A 15646-nucleotide genomic window follows, 5' to 3' on the forward strand; every position below is an offset into this window, starting at 1 on the left:
GTGCGGAGGGAAAGTCAGAGCTCTTCTGAGCCCAGCAGCATTTCGGTGATGCCCTTGCCGGCCTCCACCATGGGCCAGACGTTCTCCGTCGGGTCGGTGCGCACGTCGATGAAGACGCAGCGGTCCTTGATGGAACGCGCTTCACGCAATGCGGCTTCCACATCTTGTGGGCGCTCGACCAGTATGCCAACGTGACCGTAGGCTTCGGCCAGCTTGACGAAGTTCGGCAGCGCATCCATGTAGCTGTGGCTGTAACGGCCCTGGTAAATCAGTTCCTGCCACTGGCGCACCATGCCCAGATAGCGGTTGTTCAGGGACAACACCTTCACCGCCGTGCCGTATTGCTGGCAGGTGGACAGCTCCTGGATGTTCATCTGGATAGAGCCTTCGCCGGTGATGCACCAGCAGTCGGCATCGGGCTTGGCCAGCTTGATGCCCATGGCGTATGGCAGACCCACACCCATGGTGCCCAGGCCGCCCGAGTTGATCCAGCGCCGAGGCTCGTTGAACTTGTAGAACTGCGCCGCGAACATCTGGTGTTGGCCCACGTCGGACGTGATGTAGCAGTCATCGTCCTTGGTCAGATTCCAGAGCGTTTCCACCACCATCTGCGGCTTGATGACCTGCGTATTGGTGCGGTCATAGCGCAGGCAGTCGCGCGAACGCCACCCCTCAATGGTGTCCCACCAGGAGGCCAGCGCCTTCTCGTCCGGCCTTGCCTGAGCTTCCTTGATCATGTTGATCAGCTCGGTCAGCACATCCTTGACGTCGCCCACGATGGGCACATCGACCTTCACGCGTTTGGCGATGCTCGAAGGGTCGATGTCGATGTGGATGATCTTGCGTTCCACCGAAGCAAAGTGCTTGGGGTTGCCGATCACGCGGTCGTCAAAGCGCGCACCCACCGCCAGCAGCACGTCGCAGTTCTGCATGGCGTGGTTGGCTTCGATGGTGCCGTGCATGCCGAGCATGCCCAGGAACTTGCGGTCGGTCGCCGGATAGGCGCCCAAACCCATCAGGGTGTGGGTGACCGGGTAGCCCAGCAGGTCAACCAGGGTACGCAGTTCGGGAACCGCGTTGCCGAGAAGAACGCCACCACCGGTGTAGATGTAAGGTCGTTTGGCGTTCAGCAGCAGCTGCAGCGCCTTGCGGATCTGGCCACCATGCCCCTTGCGCACCGGGTTGTAGGAGCGCATCTCCACCGACTCGGGATAACCGGTCCAGGTGGCCTTGTTGAAGGACACGTCCTTCGGAATGTCCACCACCACAGGACCCGGACGACCGGTGCGGGCGATGTGGAAGGCTTTCTTCATCACGTCGGCCAGATCGCGCACATCCTTGACCAGGAAGTTGTGCTTGACGATGGGTCGCGTGATACCGACGGTGTCGCATTCCTGGAATGCGTCCGAGCCGATGGCCGCCGTGGGCACCTGGCCCGCGATGATGACCATGGGAATACTGTCGGTGTACGCCGTGGCAATACCGGTGACGGCATTGGTCACGCCAGGCCCCGAGGTGACCAGCGCCACGCCCACATCGCCGGTGGCACGGGCGTAGCCGTCTGCGGCGTGCACGGCGGCCTGCTCGTGGCGCACCAGCACGTGCTGCATGGTGTCCTGCTTGTACAGGGCGTCGTAGATGTAGAGCACCGCACCACCCGGGTAACCCCAGATGTACTTCACACCTTCGGCCTGCAGGGCGCGCACCATGATTTCGGCGCCCATGAGCTGTTCGGATGCGGGGGATTGGCCGGCAGCAGCAGCGGCCGAGGCAAGTTCGGCCTTGGAGATTTCCATGATCAACCTTTCGAGAATTTCTCTGACGAAATACCTTGGGTGCTCCTTCACCTACTCTCGTGAAGCGGTGTCGGAACTTGAGGCCAGTGGACATGAGCGGACACATACCCCGCCGGACCATGACCCGTTTGCTTTTTTGAATTGCAGTTCGACATTATCGCACTGCAACACGAACCTTCGCGCATGACCCGCCAAGATGTTCAGAAACGTTGCGCAAAGCACCCGTCGCGGGGTGCGACAATCGCCCGCTGTCCCGCGCCCCATGATGCAAGCCTCTCCTGTCCCTGCCACTTCGCCCTCTCTCATCGCACCTCCGCTGATGCGCCGCATGGCCTGCTGGCTGTACGAGGGCACACTGCTCTTTGGCGTGGTGTTCATCGCGGGCTATCTTTTTTCCGCACTCACCCAGACCCGAAACGCACTGGACAACCGCCACTGGCAGCAGGCGTTTCTGTTCATCGTGTTCGGCATTTATTTCGTCTGGTTCTGGGCCAAGGGGCAGACGCTGGCCATGAAGACCTGGCACATCCGTGTCGTCGACGCCAACGGACATGCCCTGACCCAGACAAGGGCGCTGGTTCGCTATCTGTTGAGCTGGCTGTGGTTCCTGCCGCCGCTGGCCGCTGGAGGGGTCTTCAGGCTGCCCGCGGGGGAACTGTCGGTCATCGTGATCGGATGGGTGCTGGTCTGGGCCCTGCTCTCCCGGTTCCACGCGCAGGGCCAGTTTGTCCATGACGCGCTGGCTGGCACACGCCTGGTGCATTTCAAGCCCGACCTGCCTCCTCGTCCGCGCAAATTCTGGCATCTGTGAAAACCGCGTCCGATACCCCTCTCGAGCCCACCGACGCCCAGAAGCGCCGGCACGGACTCAGCCGGATGTGGCACGCTTTCGGCTACTCCATGGCGGGGCTGCGCGCAGGCTGGCAGGAAACGGCGCTGAGGCAGGAGATGCTCGCTGCCGCATTGCTGCTGCCGTCGTCCCTCTGGCTGGGTCGCAGTTGGGTGGAGGTCGTTCTGCTGGCGGGCTCGGTACTGCTGGTGCTGATCGTCGAGTTGCTCAACACCGGCGTGGAGTCGGCCATCGACCGCATCGGACCTGAATGGCACGAACTGTCCAAGCGCGCCAAAGACATGGGCAGTGCCGCGGTACTGCTCAGCCTGTTGCTGTGTGCCGGCACCTGGGTTGCAGCCATCATCCATCGAATCTCATGAAATCACCTGCGTTCTCTCTCTGCGTCTACTGTGGCTCTCGACCGGGCGCCAATCCTGCCTACGCGCAGGTTGCGAGGTCTGTGGGCGAGTGGATCGGACGCCACGGCGGCCAGCTGGTCTATGGCGGCGGACACAACGGATTGATGGGGCTGCTGGCCGACGCCACACTGGCGGCCGGCGGCCGGGTGGTCGGCATCATTCCCAAGGCACTGGTCGAGCGGGAATGGGCCCACAAGGGCTGCAGCGAACTGCATGTGGTCGACACCATGCACGAGCGCAAGCGCATGATGGCCGAGCGGGCCGATGCTTTCCTCGCCCTCCCTGGCGGCATCGGTACGTTCGAGGAGTTCTTCGAGGTCTGGACCTGGCGCCAGCTGGGCTACCACGACAAGCCAGTCGGCCTGCTCAATGTCGATGGCTACTACGATGGTCTTCTGGGCTTCATGCAAACCGGTGTCGACCAGCAGTTCATGGGGCCCTGGCAGATGGAGTTGATCCGCGTGGGATCCGACTGGCAACAGCTGCTGCCGGAACTGGTACAGGCCGGGGGCATCACGCCCGCCGACCACTTGGACCGGGTTTAGACCGCGGTTTCGTCCTCTTCACCGGTACGGATGCGCACCACGCGTTCAACCTGCGTCACAAAGATCTTGCCGTCACCGATCTTGCCGGTGCGTGCGGCGCGCACGATGGCATCGACACAACGGTCCACGTCGTCCGACTTCACCACCACCTCCAGCTTGACCTTGGGCAGGAAATCCACCACGTATTCGGCGCCGCGGTAGAGCTCGGTGTGACCCTTCTGGCGACCGAAACCCTTGACCTCCGTCACGGTCAGACCGGTCACGCCTTGTTCGGCGAGCGCCTCCCGAACCTCCTCCAGCTTGAACGGTTTGATGACGGCGGTGATCTGCTTCATGTCGGGGTCTCCAGTCAGGCGGGCAAAGTTGCCGGGTAATTATGCCCAAGGGTGTCTGCCCCCATGGGGCACTCGGGCGTGTCAGGCGCGGTACCGGCTGGTGATCGGATAGCGCCAGTCTTTGCCGAAACTTCGGTGCGTGACGCGAATGCCGATGGGTGCCTGGCGCCGCTTGTACTCGTTGATGCGGATCAGCCGAACCACCTTGTCCACATCAGCCTGCGGATACCCCTCCGCCACGATCTGGTCCGGGCTGCGGTCGTTCTCCATGTAGCGCTCGATGATGGCATCCAGGACCTCGTACTCCGGCAGGCTGTCCTGGTCCTTCTGGTCCGGCCGCAATTCGGCGCTGGGCGGTCGCGTGATGATGCGCTCGGGAATCGGGTTCGTTCCGGTGCCATAGGGATCGTGCGCGTTGCGCCAGCGCGCCAGGCGGAACACCATGGTCTTGGCAACGTCTTTGATCACCGCAAAACCCCCGGCCATGTCGCCGTAGAGCGTGCAATACCCGGTGGCCATCTCGCTCTTGTTGCCGGTGGTCAGCACGATGGAGCCGAACTTGTTGGACAGCGCCATCAGCAACGTGCCGCGGATGCGCGCCTGCAGGTTCTCCTCCGTGGTGTCCTCGGGACGCCCCTCGAACAGGGGGTTGAGCGACGCCCGGAATGATTCGAACTCTGGCGCGATGGCGATCTCGTCGTAGCGCACCCCCAGGCGCGCCGCCATGTCGCGCGCGTCGATCCAGGAAATGTCTGCTGTGTATGGGGACGGCATCATCACAGCCCGCACCCGGTCCTTGCCCAGCGCATCGACCGCAATCGCCAGCACCAGGGCCGAGTCGATACCGCCCGACAGCCCGAGCAGCGCCCCAGGAAAGCCGTTCTTGCCTACGTAGTCGCGCACCCCCAGCACCAACGCGTGCCAGAGATCGGCCTCCAGGCTGTGCGGCCGGTCCATGCCGGCCTCGATCTGCCAGCCACCGCCGGCCCGGGTCATGGCAATGTCAAACAGCGTCTCTTCAAAGCTGACGGCACGGCCCACCAGCGTCCCGTCGGAGCCCAGGACAAAACTGCGCCCCTCGAACACGATTTCGTCCTGCCCGCCTACCAGGTGGGCATACACCAGCGGAAGACCAACCACCCGGGCTCGATCGCGCATGGTGGCCTCCCGCTCGCCGCCTTTGCCTGCATGAAAAGGCGAGGCGTTGATAACCACCAGCACCTCGGCACCGGCGACTCGGGCATCGGTTGCCGGCTCGTCGAACCAGGCGTCCTCACAGATCAGCAGGCCCACTTTCGCAGACTGCCCTGTGCTGTCCAGAACATCGAATACGCAGGGGTCACTCCCCGGAACAAAGTAACGACGCTCGTCAAAAACCTGGTAATTGGGCAGCTCGCGCTTGGCGTAGGTGTGGGTGATGCGCCCCTCGCAGACCACGCTCGCAGCGTTGTACAGGCTGGCCACCGACACGCTTCGGTTGCGCATCCCTGCTTCGTCGCCTTTGCGGGCCGGATGTCCCACCACGATGTGCAGGCCTTTGAGGTCGGCCGTGCCGCTGGCGATCACTTTGAGCGCATCATCGCAGGCGTCGATGAAGGCTGGCCGCAGGAACAGGTCCTCGGCCGCGTAGCCGCACAGCGCCAGTTCAGGTGTCACGAGCAGCTGCGCACCGCCCGCATGGGCGCTGCGCGCCGCTTCCACAATGCGCCTGGCGTTGCCAGTCATGTCCCCCACCACGAAGTTGAGTTGGGCCACACAAATCTTGAGCGTCATGGAATCGGAATCAAGGGGAACAACACAGGGAACGACCGCCGGAGCGCCTGGCCCCGGCGGGGGGGTGGAAGATTATGTCACCCGGGTTTTCACCGTGCCGGCGGAAATCCCGCTCGCCGATTGGAATGCCCTGCTGGAACTCGAGGCCGACCCCAGCCCCTTCATGCGGCTGGAGTATCTGGCGGCGCTGGATGCCAGCGGCAGTGCCACCCACCGCACCGGGTGGCGGCCAGCCTTCATGACCTTGTGGGACAGTGGACACATGGTGGCGGCCTGCCCGCTGTACCTGAAGCAGCATTCCTACGGCGAATACGTGTTCGACTGGGCATGGGCCAACGCCTACGAGCAGCATGGCCTCTCCTACTACCCCAAGGCTTTGGTGGCGGTGCCTTTCACCCCTGTGCCTGGCGCCCGGCTGCTGGCGCGCGACGATGCATCGCGCGCCGCATTGCTGCAGGCGCTGCTCCGTTACTGTCAGGAACAGCAACTCTCGTCGCTGCACCTGTTGTTTGCCCAGCCACGCGATCAGCAGGCCTGCGTCGACGCCGGGCTGATGCTGCGCCACACGGTCCAGTTTCACTGGCACAACCAGAAGTATCTGGATTTCGATCAGTTTCTGGCCAGCCTGCAGCAGGACAAGCGCAAGAAGATCCGCCAGGAGCGGCGCAAGGTCGCCGACGCCGGCGTGCAGTTTCGCCATGCACAGGGGCGGGACATCAGCCCCGCAGACTGGCGGTTCTTCTACAGCTGCTACGAGCGCACCTACCTGGAGCACGACAATGCGCCCTACCTGCAGCCTAATTTTTTTGCCCGCATGGCCCGGGACATGCCCGAGAACTGGCTGATGTTCGTCGCAGAACGCGATGGACGTCCGATTGCGAGCAGCCTGGTGGGCATCGACGCATCACAGCGGGTGGCGTACGGCCGCTACTGGGGCGCGCTGGAACGGGTGGACTGCCTGCATTTCGAGGCCTGCTACTACCAGCCCCTGAACTGGTGCATTGACCATGGGTTCGAGCGATTCGAAGGCGGGGCCCAGGGCGAACACAAGATGGCCCGGGCGCTCCTGCCGACGCGCACCAGCAGCGCCCACTGGCTGGCCCACCCGGTATTTTCCGATGCGGTGGCGCGTTTCCTGGAGCGCGAGGAGAGCGGCGTGGACAGCTATCTCTCGCATCTGGCAGAGCGCAATCCGGTTCGTGCATCCGCGGGGGCGCCACCAGCGACCACTCCCGACAATCTGGCGTAGTCACGCCGTACCCGGGCGTGTTTCACCGAATGCTTCGTGGCACTCGACCTGCGCAAACGCTCTCAGCGACTTGTTACGCTCTCCCTACAATCGAGAACCATGGACCCGACTGACGCCTTCTTCACCCAGACCGTTGTGGGCGCGCCGTTCACTGTCCTGCTCGGCCGGCGCCGCCAGCCGGGTGGCACACAAGCGGAAGGCCTGCGCATTGATCTGGCCACCGGCGAAAGCCGTCTGAGCCAGCTCTGGCAGGAATGGGCGCTGCTCAGCCATGCCACACCACCCGGGACCGCGAGGACCCGGCCGGGTCGTGTCCGCCGCCTGATGGAGCGTCATGCGCTGTGGGTGGCGGTTCTGGGTTTGCTGTCGCTGACCGGGTCGGCCGTGTCCTGGGGGCTGCTGCTGTGGAAATAAAGTTGCCACAGGACACGCTGACGATCGACCCGATCGCCATGAACGTGGTCAACCGGGTGGCTGCCGGGAGCCGGCTGGAGGGAGACTTGCTGTTCGAAGGCGGTCTGCTGGTCCAGGGAGAAATCTCCGGGCAGATTCGGGTCAACGGTCGGCTCATCATCTGGAAGGGTGGCGTGGTGCGGGGCACGGTGCGCGTGCAGGGCGACCTGTACCTGTTTGGCCAGCTCGGCGTGACCGAAGGTTCGGCGCAGGACACGCAGCTCGAATGCCACGGCATGGCCTATGTAGCCCAGACCGGTGTGTCCACGGGCACGCTGATGGCCAAACGATTGCAGCTGTACGAGGGCGCGGATCTTCGCGGGCCGTTCAAGACGCTAAAGTTGGGAAGCACCCTGCCCGTGTTGCATGATGTCCAGTCCCAGCAGCCCTTGAGAGCACCCGGAGGCCGATCATGAAAGCACGCCGCTATATCCCTCCCGAACGCCATCTCGAACAGCACCCAGGATCCCAGACCATGATGAACGACCAGAACAGCTTCCCAGCCGTGCCCAGTCCGGAGCAGCAACCTGCATCCGACCTGCCGCAGGCGCTGGAGGTGGACGTGGGCCGCGCCATGCCGCCGGCCATGGCAGAACCGATTCCCATGCTGCAGGCTCAGGACAGCACCATGCCTGAGATCGACGCGACCGATGTGGCCTCGGCCCGCAGCATGCTGGCCGACGGCATGCACTTTGTGGGCAACGCCCTGCTCAAGGGGCCGTTCAGCGTGGCGGGCCAGATTGATGGCAACCTCACGCAGGCCGAAGGCATCCAGGTGTCGGTGGTGGTCACCGAAACCGGGCGCGTCAAGGGGGACATCACCGCCCACAAGATCTCCGTCATGGGGCACACCGATGGTGTGCTCGACTCGGGCCAGGGCGAAGTGTCCCTGCACGACTCCGCCAGCGTTCACGGACTGGTGCGCTACGGGCGCATCCAGGTCAACGGCGCCGATCTGAACGCCACGCTCGAACGCGTGGCACCCGCCCGGAAAGTGACCTGACGGCCTCATGCAGTGGCAGCGGAGCGAACACCAGCAACCGCCAGCTCCCCGCCAGTCGTCGGTCCCCGACTCCGAGGCGGTGCGTCTGGCCGCGCTCCAGGCCAGCTGGCGCCGGGACCGGCGTGTGGCACGGCGCAGGATCGTCTGGCGCTGGATCGTCTGGTTCGCCCTGCGGTACCTGCCCTGGCTGGTGGCCGCACTGGCACTGCTGTTCGCCGCGGGCTACCTGGCAGGCTGGCTCCCGGCAACGCCCGCAGCAGCCGAGCCACGAATGATCGAAGCAGAGGCTGCGATGTACGCGCCCTTGCCGGCTGCTGTGGACCCTCCGGAGTCCATTGCCGAAACTGACTGGACGCCGCTGAATCTGCACGCCAACGCGCAGCTTGAATTCGCCGCCAACGCAACGACAACAGCCGTTGAAGCGCTGACATCTCCCGATACACTCACCCTCACCCCTGAAAACTGGTTGCACAGCAAGGAGCCCTGATCTCATGAGCCACAACCCTGCGTCCACGCGCCTCGTTCCGGCCGAGCGCCTTTCCGCCATCACCAGCTTGATCGCCGAAGGCGCCGTGTTCGACGGCAACTTTCACACCACGCGCGACCAGGGCATCAAGGTCGACGGCCAGCTCAAAGGCAACATCACCTTCGAAACCGGCGGCACCCTGCATGTGGGCGCCACTGGCGTGATCGAGAACACCCGGCTCGAGGCCGACTATGTGTTCATCGAAGGCAAGGTGATCGGCGCCGTGATCGCCCGCAAGGCGCTGGAAATCACCGGCTCGGCCACGCTGATCGGCGACGCCAGCTACGACGAGCTGATCGACATTCATCCGCGCGCCCGGGTGCGCGGCAAGATCGAGTACCGGGGCGACATCGACGCAGCGCAGAACTGACCCCCTCTGCTGCGCCCACAAAAAAAGCCTGCCACTTGGCAGGCTTTTTTGCGCCCGACACCTCGAAGGTGGCGGTGAAAGATCAGCCCTGCGCCTTGTTGTATGCAGCGATGCCGTCCATGATTTCCTTGTGCGCAGACTCGGGACCTTCCCAGCCCGCGACCTTGACCCACTTGCCCTGCTCCAGATCCTTGTAGTGCTCGAAGAAGTGTTCGATGGCTTTCAGGCGCATCGGGTTCAGGTCTTCCGGCTTCGTCCAGCGGCTGTAGAGCGACAGGATCTTGTTCGTCGGCACGGCCAGCACCTTGCCATCCTCCCCGGCTTCGTCGGTCATCTTCAGGATGCCGATGGCGCGGCAGGGCACCACGACACCAGGCATCAGCGGCACGGGGGTGACCACCAGCACATCGACCGGGTCGCCGTCGCCGGCGATGGTCTTGGGCACATAACCGTAGTTGGTCGGGTAGTGCATGGCGGTGTTCATGAAACGGTCCACGAAGATCGCGCCCGATTCCTTGTCCACTTCGTACTTGATCGGATCGCCGTTCATGGGGATCTCGATGATGACGTTGAACGCTTCGGGGATCTTGTCGCCAGGGGTGACGTTGTCGAGAGACATGGGTTCTTTGGAAAGTTGAAGAAAACGCTAGTGATTAACCCTGATTTTACTGATTCCAACCTGACTTCCTGATCCATATCAGTTCGTGTCTGAAGCAATTCCCGCTACATTCACTTCGTTGGCCAATCGCCCTGCCCCACCCGCCCCGGGTGCGTGACGGACGCGAGGAAGCAACGCAGCGGGGGTAGTCCTCTCAGCGTTGCCCCCTCCAAGTCAAACGTTACGGAGCAGGAGAAATCTATGGTTGGACAAACTGCGCTGATCTTTGCGCTGGTGTGCGGGCTGGTGGCTGTGGTCTACGGTTTCTGGTCCCGCAGCTGGATTCTTTCCCAGGACGCGGGCAACGCCCGCATGCAGGAAATCGCCGGAGCCATCCAGGCCGGCGCTGCCGCCTATCTCGCCAAGCAATACACCACCATCGGCATCGTCGGTGTTGTGCTGGCCGTGCTGATCGGCGTGTTTCTTGACGGCCCCACGGCCATCGGCTTCGTGCTGGGCGCTGTGCTCTCGGGCGCCTGCGGCTTCATCGGCATGAACATCTCGGTGCGGGCCAATGTGCGCACCGCGCAGGCCGCCACCAGAGGCATCGGACCGGCGCTGGATGTGGCCTTCCGCGGCGGAGCCATCACCGGCATGCTGGTGGTGGGCCTGGGTCTGCTGGGTGTGGCCGGCTTCTTCTGGTTCCTGGTCGGCAATGGCAACCTCACACCCGACAAGAACCTGGCCAAGCTGCTGAACCCGCTGATCGGTTTTGCCTTCGGTTCTTCGCTGATCTCGATCTTCGCGCGCTTGGGTGGCGGCATCTTCACCAAGGGCGCTGACGTCGGCGCCGACCTGGTGGGCAAGGTCGAGGCGGGCATCCCCGAGGACGACCCGCGCAACCCGGCGGTGATCGCCGACAACGTCGGCGACAACGTGGGCGACTGCGCCGGCATGGCGGCCGACCTGTTCGAGACCTATGCGGTCACACTGATCGCCACCATGGTGCTGGGCGCCCTGATGGTCGTGGCCGCACCGATGCAGGCCGTGCTGTACCCGCTGGTGCTGGGCGGCGTGTCCATCATCGCCTCCATCATCGGTTGCTTCTTCGTCAAGGCCAGCCCGGGCATGAAGAACGTGATGCCGGCGCTCTACAAAGGCCTGGCCATCGCTGGCGTGCTCTCGCTGATCGCCTTTTATTTCGTGACCACTGCCATCATTCCGGACAACGCCATTGCCGCCGCCGGCAGCCAGATGCGCCTGTTCGGGGCCACGGTGGTGGGCCTGGTGCTGACCGCTGCGCTGGTGTGGATCACCGAGTTCTACACCGGCACCCAGTACTCGCCGGTGCGCCACATCGCCCAGGCGTCCACCACCGGGCACGGCACCAACATCATCGCGGGCTTGGGTGTGTCGATGCGCTCCACCGCCTGGCCGGTGCTGTTCGTCTGCGTGGCCATCATGGCAGCCTACTCGCTGGCCGGCCTATACGGCATTGCAGTGGCCGCCACCTCCATGCTCAGCATGGCCGGTATCGTGGTTGCGCTGGACGCCTACGGCCCCATCACCGACAACGCGGGCGGCATTGCCGAGATGGCCGAGCTGCCCAGCAGCGTGCGCGACATCACCGATCCGCTGGATGCCGTGGGCAACACCACCAAGGCCGTGACCAAGGGCTACGCCATCGGCTCGGCAGGCCTGGCCTCGCTGGTGCTGTTTGCCGACTACACCCACAAGCTCGAAACCTATGGCCAGAGCGTGAGCTTCGACCTGAGCGATCCACTGGTGATCATCGGCCTGTTCATCGGTGGCCTGATCCCTTACCTGTTTGGCGCCATGGCAATGGAGGCCGTGGGCCGCGCGGCCGGTGCCGTGGTGGTCGAGGTGCGCCGCCAGTTCAAGGAGATCCCGGGCATCATGGAAGGCACGGCCAAGCCCGAATACGGCAAGGCCGTGGGCATGCTGACGGGCGCGGCCATCAAGGAAATGATCGTGCCCAGCCTGCTGCCGGTGGTGGTGCCGATCCTGGTGGGGGTGTTCCTGGGTCCGAAGGCACTCGGCGGTCTGCTCATGGGCACCATCGTGACCGGTCTCTTCGTCGCCATCTCCATGTGCACCGGCGGTGGTGCCTGGGACAACGCGAAGAAGTACATCGAGGACGGCCACCACGGCGGCAAGGGCAGCGAAGCCCACAAGGCGGCCGTGACCGGTGACACCGTAGGCGACCCCTACAAGGACACCGCCGGCCCGGCCGTGAACCCGCTGATCAAGATCATCAACATCGTGGCGCTGCTCATCGTGCCGCTGCTGCCGATGGTCTGACGCCGTCTACGCCTGCTCCGACCGCCACAGCGCACGGCCCCGGAGCAGGCTTCTGTTCATGCCTAGTGCGAACGCGCCAGACGACGCACCACTTCGCTGGCCACTGGCGTCATGGCGGGCAGTTCCGCCACCCGCCCCTGTTCGATGGCCTGCAGGATCAGTTCGTTGATGCCGCCCACCGCGGCCAGAGCCAGTCCTTCGTCGATGGCGCTTTCCCCCGGCCCGCGGCCAAGGGTCTCCACCATGAACGAGGCCAACGCGTCCATGACGTCCCTGCGAGCCCGTTCGCCCGCCACTCCCAGGTGGTGGATCTCGATGAACAGCGTGCGCAGCAGCTCGGGGCTGGCCGCCATGTGCGTGAGATAGGCCTGCAGTGCTTGCTCCAGTTGCTGCTGCCAGGGCCGCTCGGCCGACACCGAGTCCCTCAGGGTTTTCAGGGCGTTCATGCTCACCGCTTGGTACAGCTCCAGAAAACAGGCGTCCTTGCTCTCGAAGTGCTCGTAGAACGTACGCTTGGAGACGCCAGCCTCCCCCACCACGTCGGCAATGGTCACCGCGGCCAGCCCCTTGGTAGCGGCCATGCTGGCCATGGCCTGCAAAAGGCGTCGCCGGTGCTCGCTGCCGTTGAAGGTCTCTGGTGCGGTCTGGTTCAAGGCCATGACCGACATCTTAGGCCGCGGGACCACAGGGTTTGCCGGCTTGACACCCATGCCTGAAAGCAAGACCATGACGACTCTGGTACCAATCGGTACCAACTACCGCTTGAAGGCTTGAAGTCATGACCGAACTTGTCGTACGCCGCCTGTTGATCGATCTGGACCAGCCCGTGGAACGCCACTGGTGCGGCGGTGACGCATTCCTGACCGCCTGGTTCAACGCCCTGTCCATGAGCTTCCCGATCGGCGAGCAGTTCTTCATCGACTCGGTGCGCGCCGGCTTCAAGGCCCTGCCACCGGAACAACAGGCGCCGCTGCGCGACGAGGTCCAGGGCTTTGTGGGCCAGGAGGCCACGCACCGACGCATCCACGCCTTGTTCAACGCCCAGATCGAGAAACATGGTCTGACCAACCACTGGGAGCCCAGAGCGCGTCGGCGGCTGGCACGGATGGACGGAGCCGATGTGCGCCACGGTGTGGCCATCACGGCAGCCAACGAACATTTCACAGCCCTCTTCGCCGAGTGGATGCTCGCACACCCCGAGTTGCTGGATGGCTGCGAACCCCGGCTGAAAACTCTGTGGTTGTGGCACAGCGCTGAGGAAGCCGAGCACAAGTCCACAGCCTTCGACATCTACCAGGCCCTGGGTGGCAGTCAAGCCTGGCGGCTGCGCTGGATGCGCCGCGTGACCGTGTTCTTCCTCGGCGACGCGCTTCGGCAGACCGTCTCCAACCTGCGCGCCGACGGCACGCTGTGGCGCTGGTCCACCTGGCGCAGCGCCGCCCGGCACCTGCTCGGACGAGACGGGCTGCTGCGCACCAGCTACACGCCATGGAAGCGCTACTTCCGCCGAGACTTCCACCCGACCCAGCAACACAGCGAGCTGTCCGAGCGCTGGCTGGCTGCCAACGCCCAGGTGTTCGTGCGGGTAGGCAGCAGCGCCTGAGTGCCCGCGGGCATTGTCCCTGCCCAGAGCCCGTGTGTCCAGGCTGGGCTATGCAGGGTCGACCATAATCTCGCCATGTCCGAACGCGTGATTCCCCTGGTCGACCAACGCATGACGACCCGCGCCGCGGTCGTTCCCACCACACCGATTGCTGCCACCGGTCTGCTCGGCGATGCGCTCGGGCGGCCGCTGCGCGACCTGCGCATCAGCGTCACCGACCGCTGCAACTTCCGCTGCAGCTACTGCATGCCCAAGTCGATTTTCGACAAGGACTATCCCTACCTGCCGCACAGCGCCCTGCTCAGCTTCGAGGAAATCACCCGCATTGCGCGCCAGTTCGTGGCCCATGGCGTGCAGAAGATCCGCCTCACCGGCGGCGAGCCGCTGCTGCGCAAGAACATCGAGATCCTGATCGAGCAGCTGGCCGCACTGCGCACCACCGAAGGCCGGCCTCTGGACATCACGCTCACCACCAACGGCTCGCTGCTGCAACGCAAGGCGCGCGATCTCAAAGCCGCCGGGCTGCGCCGCGTCACAGTGAGTCTGGACGGGCTGGACGACGCCGTGTTCCGCGCCATGAACGATGTCGACTTCCCGGTGGCCGATGTGCTGCGCGGCATCGAGGCGGCGCGCGAGGCCGGACTGGGCCCGGTGAAGATCAACATGGTGGTCAAACGCGGCACCAACGAGCACGAGATCCTGCCGATGGCGCGCCACTTCAAGGGCACCGGTGCGGTGCTGCGCTTCATCGAATACATGGACGTGGGCGCCACCAACGGCTGGCGCATGGACGAGGTGATGCCCAGCGCCGAGGTGGTGCAGCTGATTCACCGCGAACTGCCGCTGGTGCAGCTGGACCCGTCGGCGCCCGGTGAAACGGCCGAACGCTGGGGCTACGCCGACGGCAGCGGCGAGATTGGCGTGATCAGCAGCGTGACGCAGGCCTTCTGCCGCGACTGCAACCGCGCCCGACTCTCCACCGAAGGCAAGCTCTATCTCTGCCTGTTCGCAACCCAGGGACATGATCTCAAGCCGCTGGTGCGCGGTGGTGCCAGCGACGCCGAACTGGCCAGCGCCATCGCCGGCATCTGGCAGGGCCGTGACGACCGCTACTCGGAACTGCGCGCCTCCATGCCGCCAGACCAGAGCGCGGGCGGGCGCCGCATCGAAATGAGCTACATCGGAGGCTGAACCCATGCAAGCGGGAGACATCACCGGGCTGGTCCTGGCCGGCGGGCGCGGCTCGCGCATGGGCGGCGTCGACAAGGGGCTGCAGAACTTCCACGGCACGCCGCTGGCGCTGAACGCGCTCATGCGCCTGCAGATGCAGGAAGGCAACCTGGTCGGCCACCTGATGGTCAACGCCAACCGCAACCTCTCGGCCTACGAGGCCTTCGGTGCCCCGGTCTGGCCCGACACACTCGACAATTTCGCCGGACCGCTGGCGGGCTTTCTCACCGGTCTGGAGCGCTGCGAAACCCCCTGGCTGCTGACCGTGCCCTGCGACTCGCCGCGCTTTCCGCTCGACCTGGCGCTGCGCCTGGCGCAGGCCTTCGAGGCCCCCGACACCGAGATCGCCATGGCGGCCGCCCGCGAGGACGACGGGCAATGGCGGGCCCAGCCGGTGTTCTGCCTGATGAAGGTCGGCCTGCTCGAAAGCCTAGCCGAGTTCACCCGCAGCGGTGGCCGCAAGATCGACCGCTGGACCGGGCAGCACCGCACCGTGGTGGTGCCGTTTGACCGCCCGGGCGACGACCCGCTGGCGTTCGCCAATGCCAACACCCTGGACGAACTGCACGCTCTCGAAAAGCCCTGACCGACC

The 15646-nt window shown here is 64.6% G+C and carries 18 protein-coding genes; 13 read left to right on the top strand and 5 right to left on the bottom strand.

Annotated elements, in window-relative coordinates; genetic code table 11:
* Nucleotides 1–14: 14 nt before the first annotated feature.
* The gene (locus tag DD542_RS14190) at nucleotides 15–1796 is read right to left on the bottom strand and encodes an acetolactate synthase 3 catalytic subunit (RefSeq protein ID WP_079365762.1); all 1782 of its coding nucleotides are present in this window, start codon (nucleotides 1794–1796) and stop codon (nucleotides 15–17) included.
* A gap of 265 nt (nucleotides 1797–2061) precedes the next feature.
* Between DD542_RS14190 and DD542_RS14195 the strand changes: the two genes are divergently transcribed.
* From DD542_RS14195 to DD542_RS14205, 3 genes are read left to right on the top strand one after another with little or no spacing between them, the layout of a single operon-like run.
* Nucleotides 2062–2607 (top strand): RDD family protein, encoded by a 546-nt coding sequence (locus tag DD542_RS14195; protein WP_241559801.1) that lies wholly within the window; start codon nucleotides 2062–2064, stop codon nucleotides 2605–2607.
* Nucleotides 2592–3008 (top strand): diacylglycerol kinase, encoded by a 417-nt coding sequence (locus DD542_RS14200; protein ID WP_277750674.1) that lies wholly within the window; start codon nucleotides 2592–2594, stop codon nucleotides 3006–3008. Before DD542_RS14195 ends, DD542_RS14200 begins: the two co-directional genes overlap by 16 nt.
* Complete coding sequence (locus tag DD542_RS14205) at nucleotides 3005–3592, top strand: TIGR00730 family Rossman fold protein (RefSeq protein WP_066151218.1); 588 nt, start codon at nucleotides 3005–3007, stop codon at nucleotides 3590–3592. Before DD542_RS14200 ends, DD542_RS14205 begins: the two co-directional genes overlap by 4 nt.
* On the opposite strand, the gene DD542_RS14210 is transcribed toward DD542_RS14205, so the two are convergent.
* Nucleotides 3589–3927: a P-II family nitrogen regulator gene (locus DD542_RS14210; protein ID WP_066151221.1), complete on the bottom strand. Its 339-nt coding sequence runs from the start codon at nucleotides 3925–3927 to the stop codon at nucleotides 3589–3591. The two genes, DD542_RS14205 and DD542_RS14210, sit on opposite strands and share 4 nt — an antisense overlap.
* Before the next feature lie 81 nt (nucleotides 3928–4008).
* On the bottom strand, nucleotides 4009–5700 hold the full coding sequence (locus DD542_RS14215) for an NAD+ synthase (protein ID WP_127806104.1): 1692 nt from the start codon (nucleotides 5698–5700) through the stop codon (nucleotides 4009–4011).
* A 94-nt stretch (nucleotides 5701–5794) separates the two neighbouring features.
* On the opposite strand from DD542_RS14215, the gene DD542_RS14220 reads away from it, so the two are divergent.
* From DD542_RS14220 to DD542_RS14245, 6 genes are all read left to right on the top strand, one after another.
* Complete coding sequence (locus DD542_RS14220; protein ID WP_241559557.1) at nucleotides 5795–6949, top strand: GNAT family N-acetyltransferase; 1155 nt, start codon at nucleotides 5795–5797, stop codon at nucleotides 6947–6949.
* A 99-nt stretch (nucleotides 6950–7048) separates the two neighbouring features.
* The gene (locus DD542_RS14225) at nucleotides 7049–7363 is read left to right on the top strand and encodes a hypothetical protein (RefSeq protein ID WP_127806105.1); all 315 of its coding nucleotides are present in this window, start codon (nucleotides 7049–7051) and stop codon (nucleotides 7361–7363) included.
* Nucleotides 7364–7365: 2 nt separating this feature from the next.
* On the top strand, nucleotides 7366–7818 hold the full coding sequence (locus tag DD542_RS14230) for a polymer-forming cytoskeletal protein (protein ID WP_241559558.1): 453 nt from the start codon (nucleotides 7366–7368) through the stop codon (nucleotides 7816–7818).
* Nucleotides 7815–8405 (top strand): polymer-forming cytoskeletal protein, encoded by a 591-nt coding sequence (locus tag DD542_RS14235; protein WP_127806106.1) that lies wholly within the window; start codon nucleotides 7815–7817, stop codon nucleotides 8403–8405. Before DD542_RS14230 ends, DD542_RS14235 begins: the two co-directional genes overlap by 4 nt.
* 7 nt (nucleotides 8406–8412) lie before the next feature.
* The gene (locus tag DD542_RS14240) at nucleotides 8413–8892 is read left to right on the top strand and encodes a hypothetical protein (protein ID WP_079365754.1); all 480 of its coding nucleotides are present in this window, start codon (nucleotides 8413–8415) and stop codon (nucleotides 8890–8892) included.
* A 4-nt stretch (nucleotides 8893–8896) separates the two neighbouring features.
* Entirely contained in the window at nucleotides 8897–9301 is a 405-nt protein-coding gene (locus tag DD542_RS14245) for a polymer-forming cytoskeletal protein (RefSeq protein WP_066151238.1), read from the top strand.
* An 82-nt stretch (nucleotides 9302–9383) separates the two neighbouring features.
* Here DD542_RS14245 and ppa read toward each other — a convergent pair whose 3' ends face one another.
* Nucleotides 9384–9920: an inorganic diphosphatase gene (gene ppa, locus DD542_RS14250; protein WP_066151241.1), complete on the bottom strand. Its 537-nt coding sequence runs from the start codon at nucleotides 9918–9920 to the stop codon at nucleotides 9384–9386.
* Between the two features lie 240 nt (nucleotides 9921–10160).
* On the opposite strand from ppa, the gene DD542_RS14255 reads away from it, so the two are divergent.
* On the top strand, nucleotides 10161–12221 hold the full coding sequence (locus DD542_RS14255) for a sodium-translocating pyrophosphatase (RefSeq protein ID WP_127806107.1): 2061 nt from the start codon (nucleotides 10161–10163) through the stop codon (nucleotides 12219–12221).
* Nucleotides 12222–12283: 62 nt separating this feature from the next.
* Here the strand turns inward: DD542_RS14255 and DD542_RS14260 are convergent, their stop codons facing one another.
* A complete protein-coding gene (locus DD542_RS14260) occupies nucleotides 12284–12880 on the bottom strand; it encodes a TetR/AcrR family transcriptional regulator (protein WP_127806108.1) in 597 nt (198 codons plus the stop codon).
* Between the two features lie 119 nt (nucleotides 12881–12999).
* On the opposite strand from DD542_RS14260, the gene DD542_RS14265 reads away from it, so the two are divergent.
* The 3 genes from DD542_RS14265 (at nucleotide 13000) to mobA (ending at nucleotide 15640) form a co-directional block, all read left to right on the top strand.
* A complete protein-coding gene (locus DD542_RS14265; RefSeq protein ID WP_066151249.1) occupies nucleotides 13000–13824 on the top strand; it encodes a metal-dependent hydrolase in 825 nt (274 codons plus the stop codon).
* A 75-nt stretch (nucleotides 13825–13899) separates the two neighbouring features.
* The gene (gene moaA / locus DD542_RS14270; protein WP_066151251.1) at nucleotides 13900–15015 is read left to right on the top strand and encodes a GTP 3',8-cyclase MoaA; all 1116 of its coding nucleotides are present in this window, start codon (nucleotides 13900–13902) and stop codon (nucleotides 15013–15015) included.
* Nucleotides 15016–15019: 4 nt separating this feature from the next.
* Complete coding sequence (gene mobA / locus DD542_RS14275; protein WP_127806109.1) at nucleotides 15020–15640, top strand: molybdenum cofactor guanylyltransferase MobA; 621 nt, start codon at nucleotides 15020–15022, stop codon at nucleotides 15638–15640.
* The last annotated feature ends 6 nt before the right edge of the window (nucleotides 15641–15646 follow it).

The organism is Hydrogenophaga sp. NH-16, from assembly GCF_004006415.1.
In the GTDB taxonomy this organism is placed as follows: Bacteria; Pseudomonadota; Gammaproteobacteria; order Burkholderiales; family Burkholderiaceae_C; genus Hydrogenophaga; species Hydrogenophaga pseudoflava.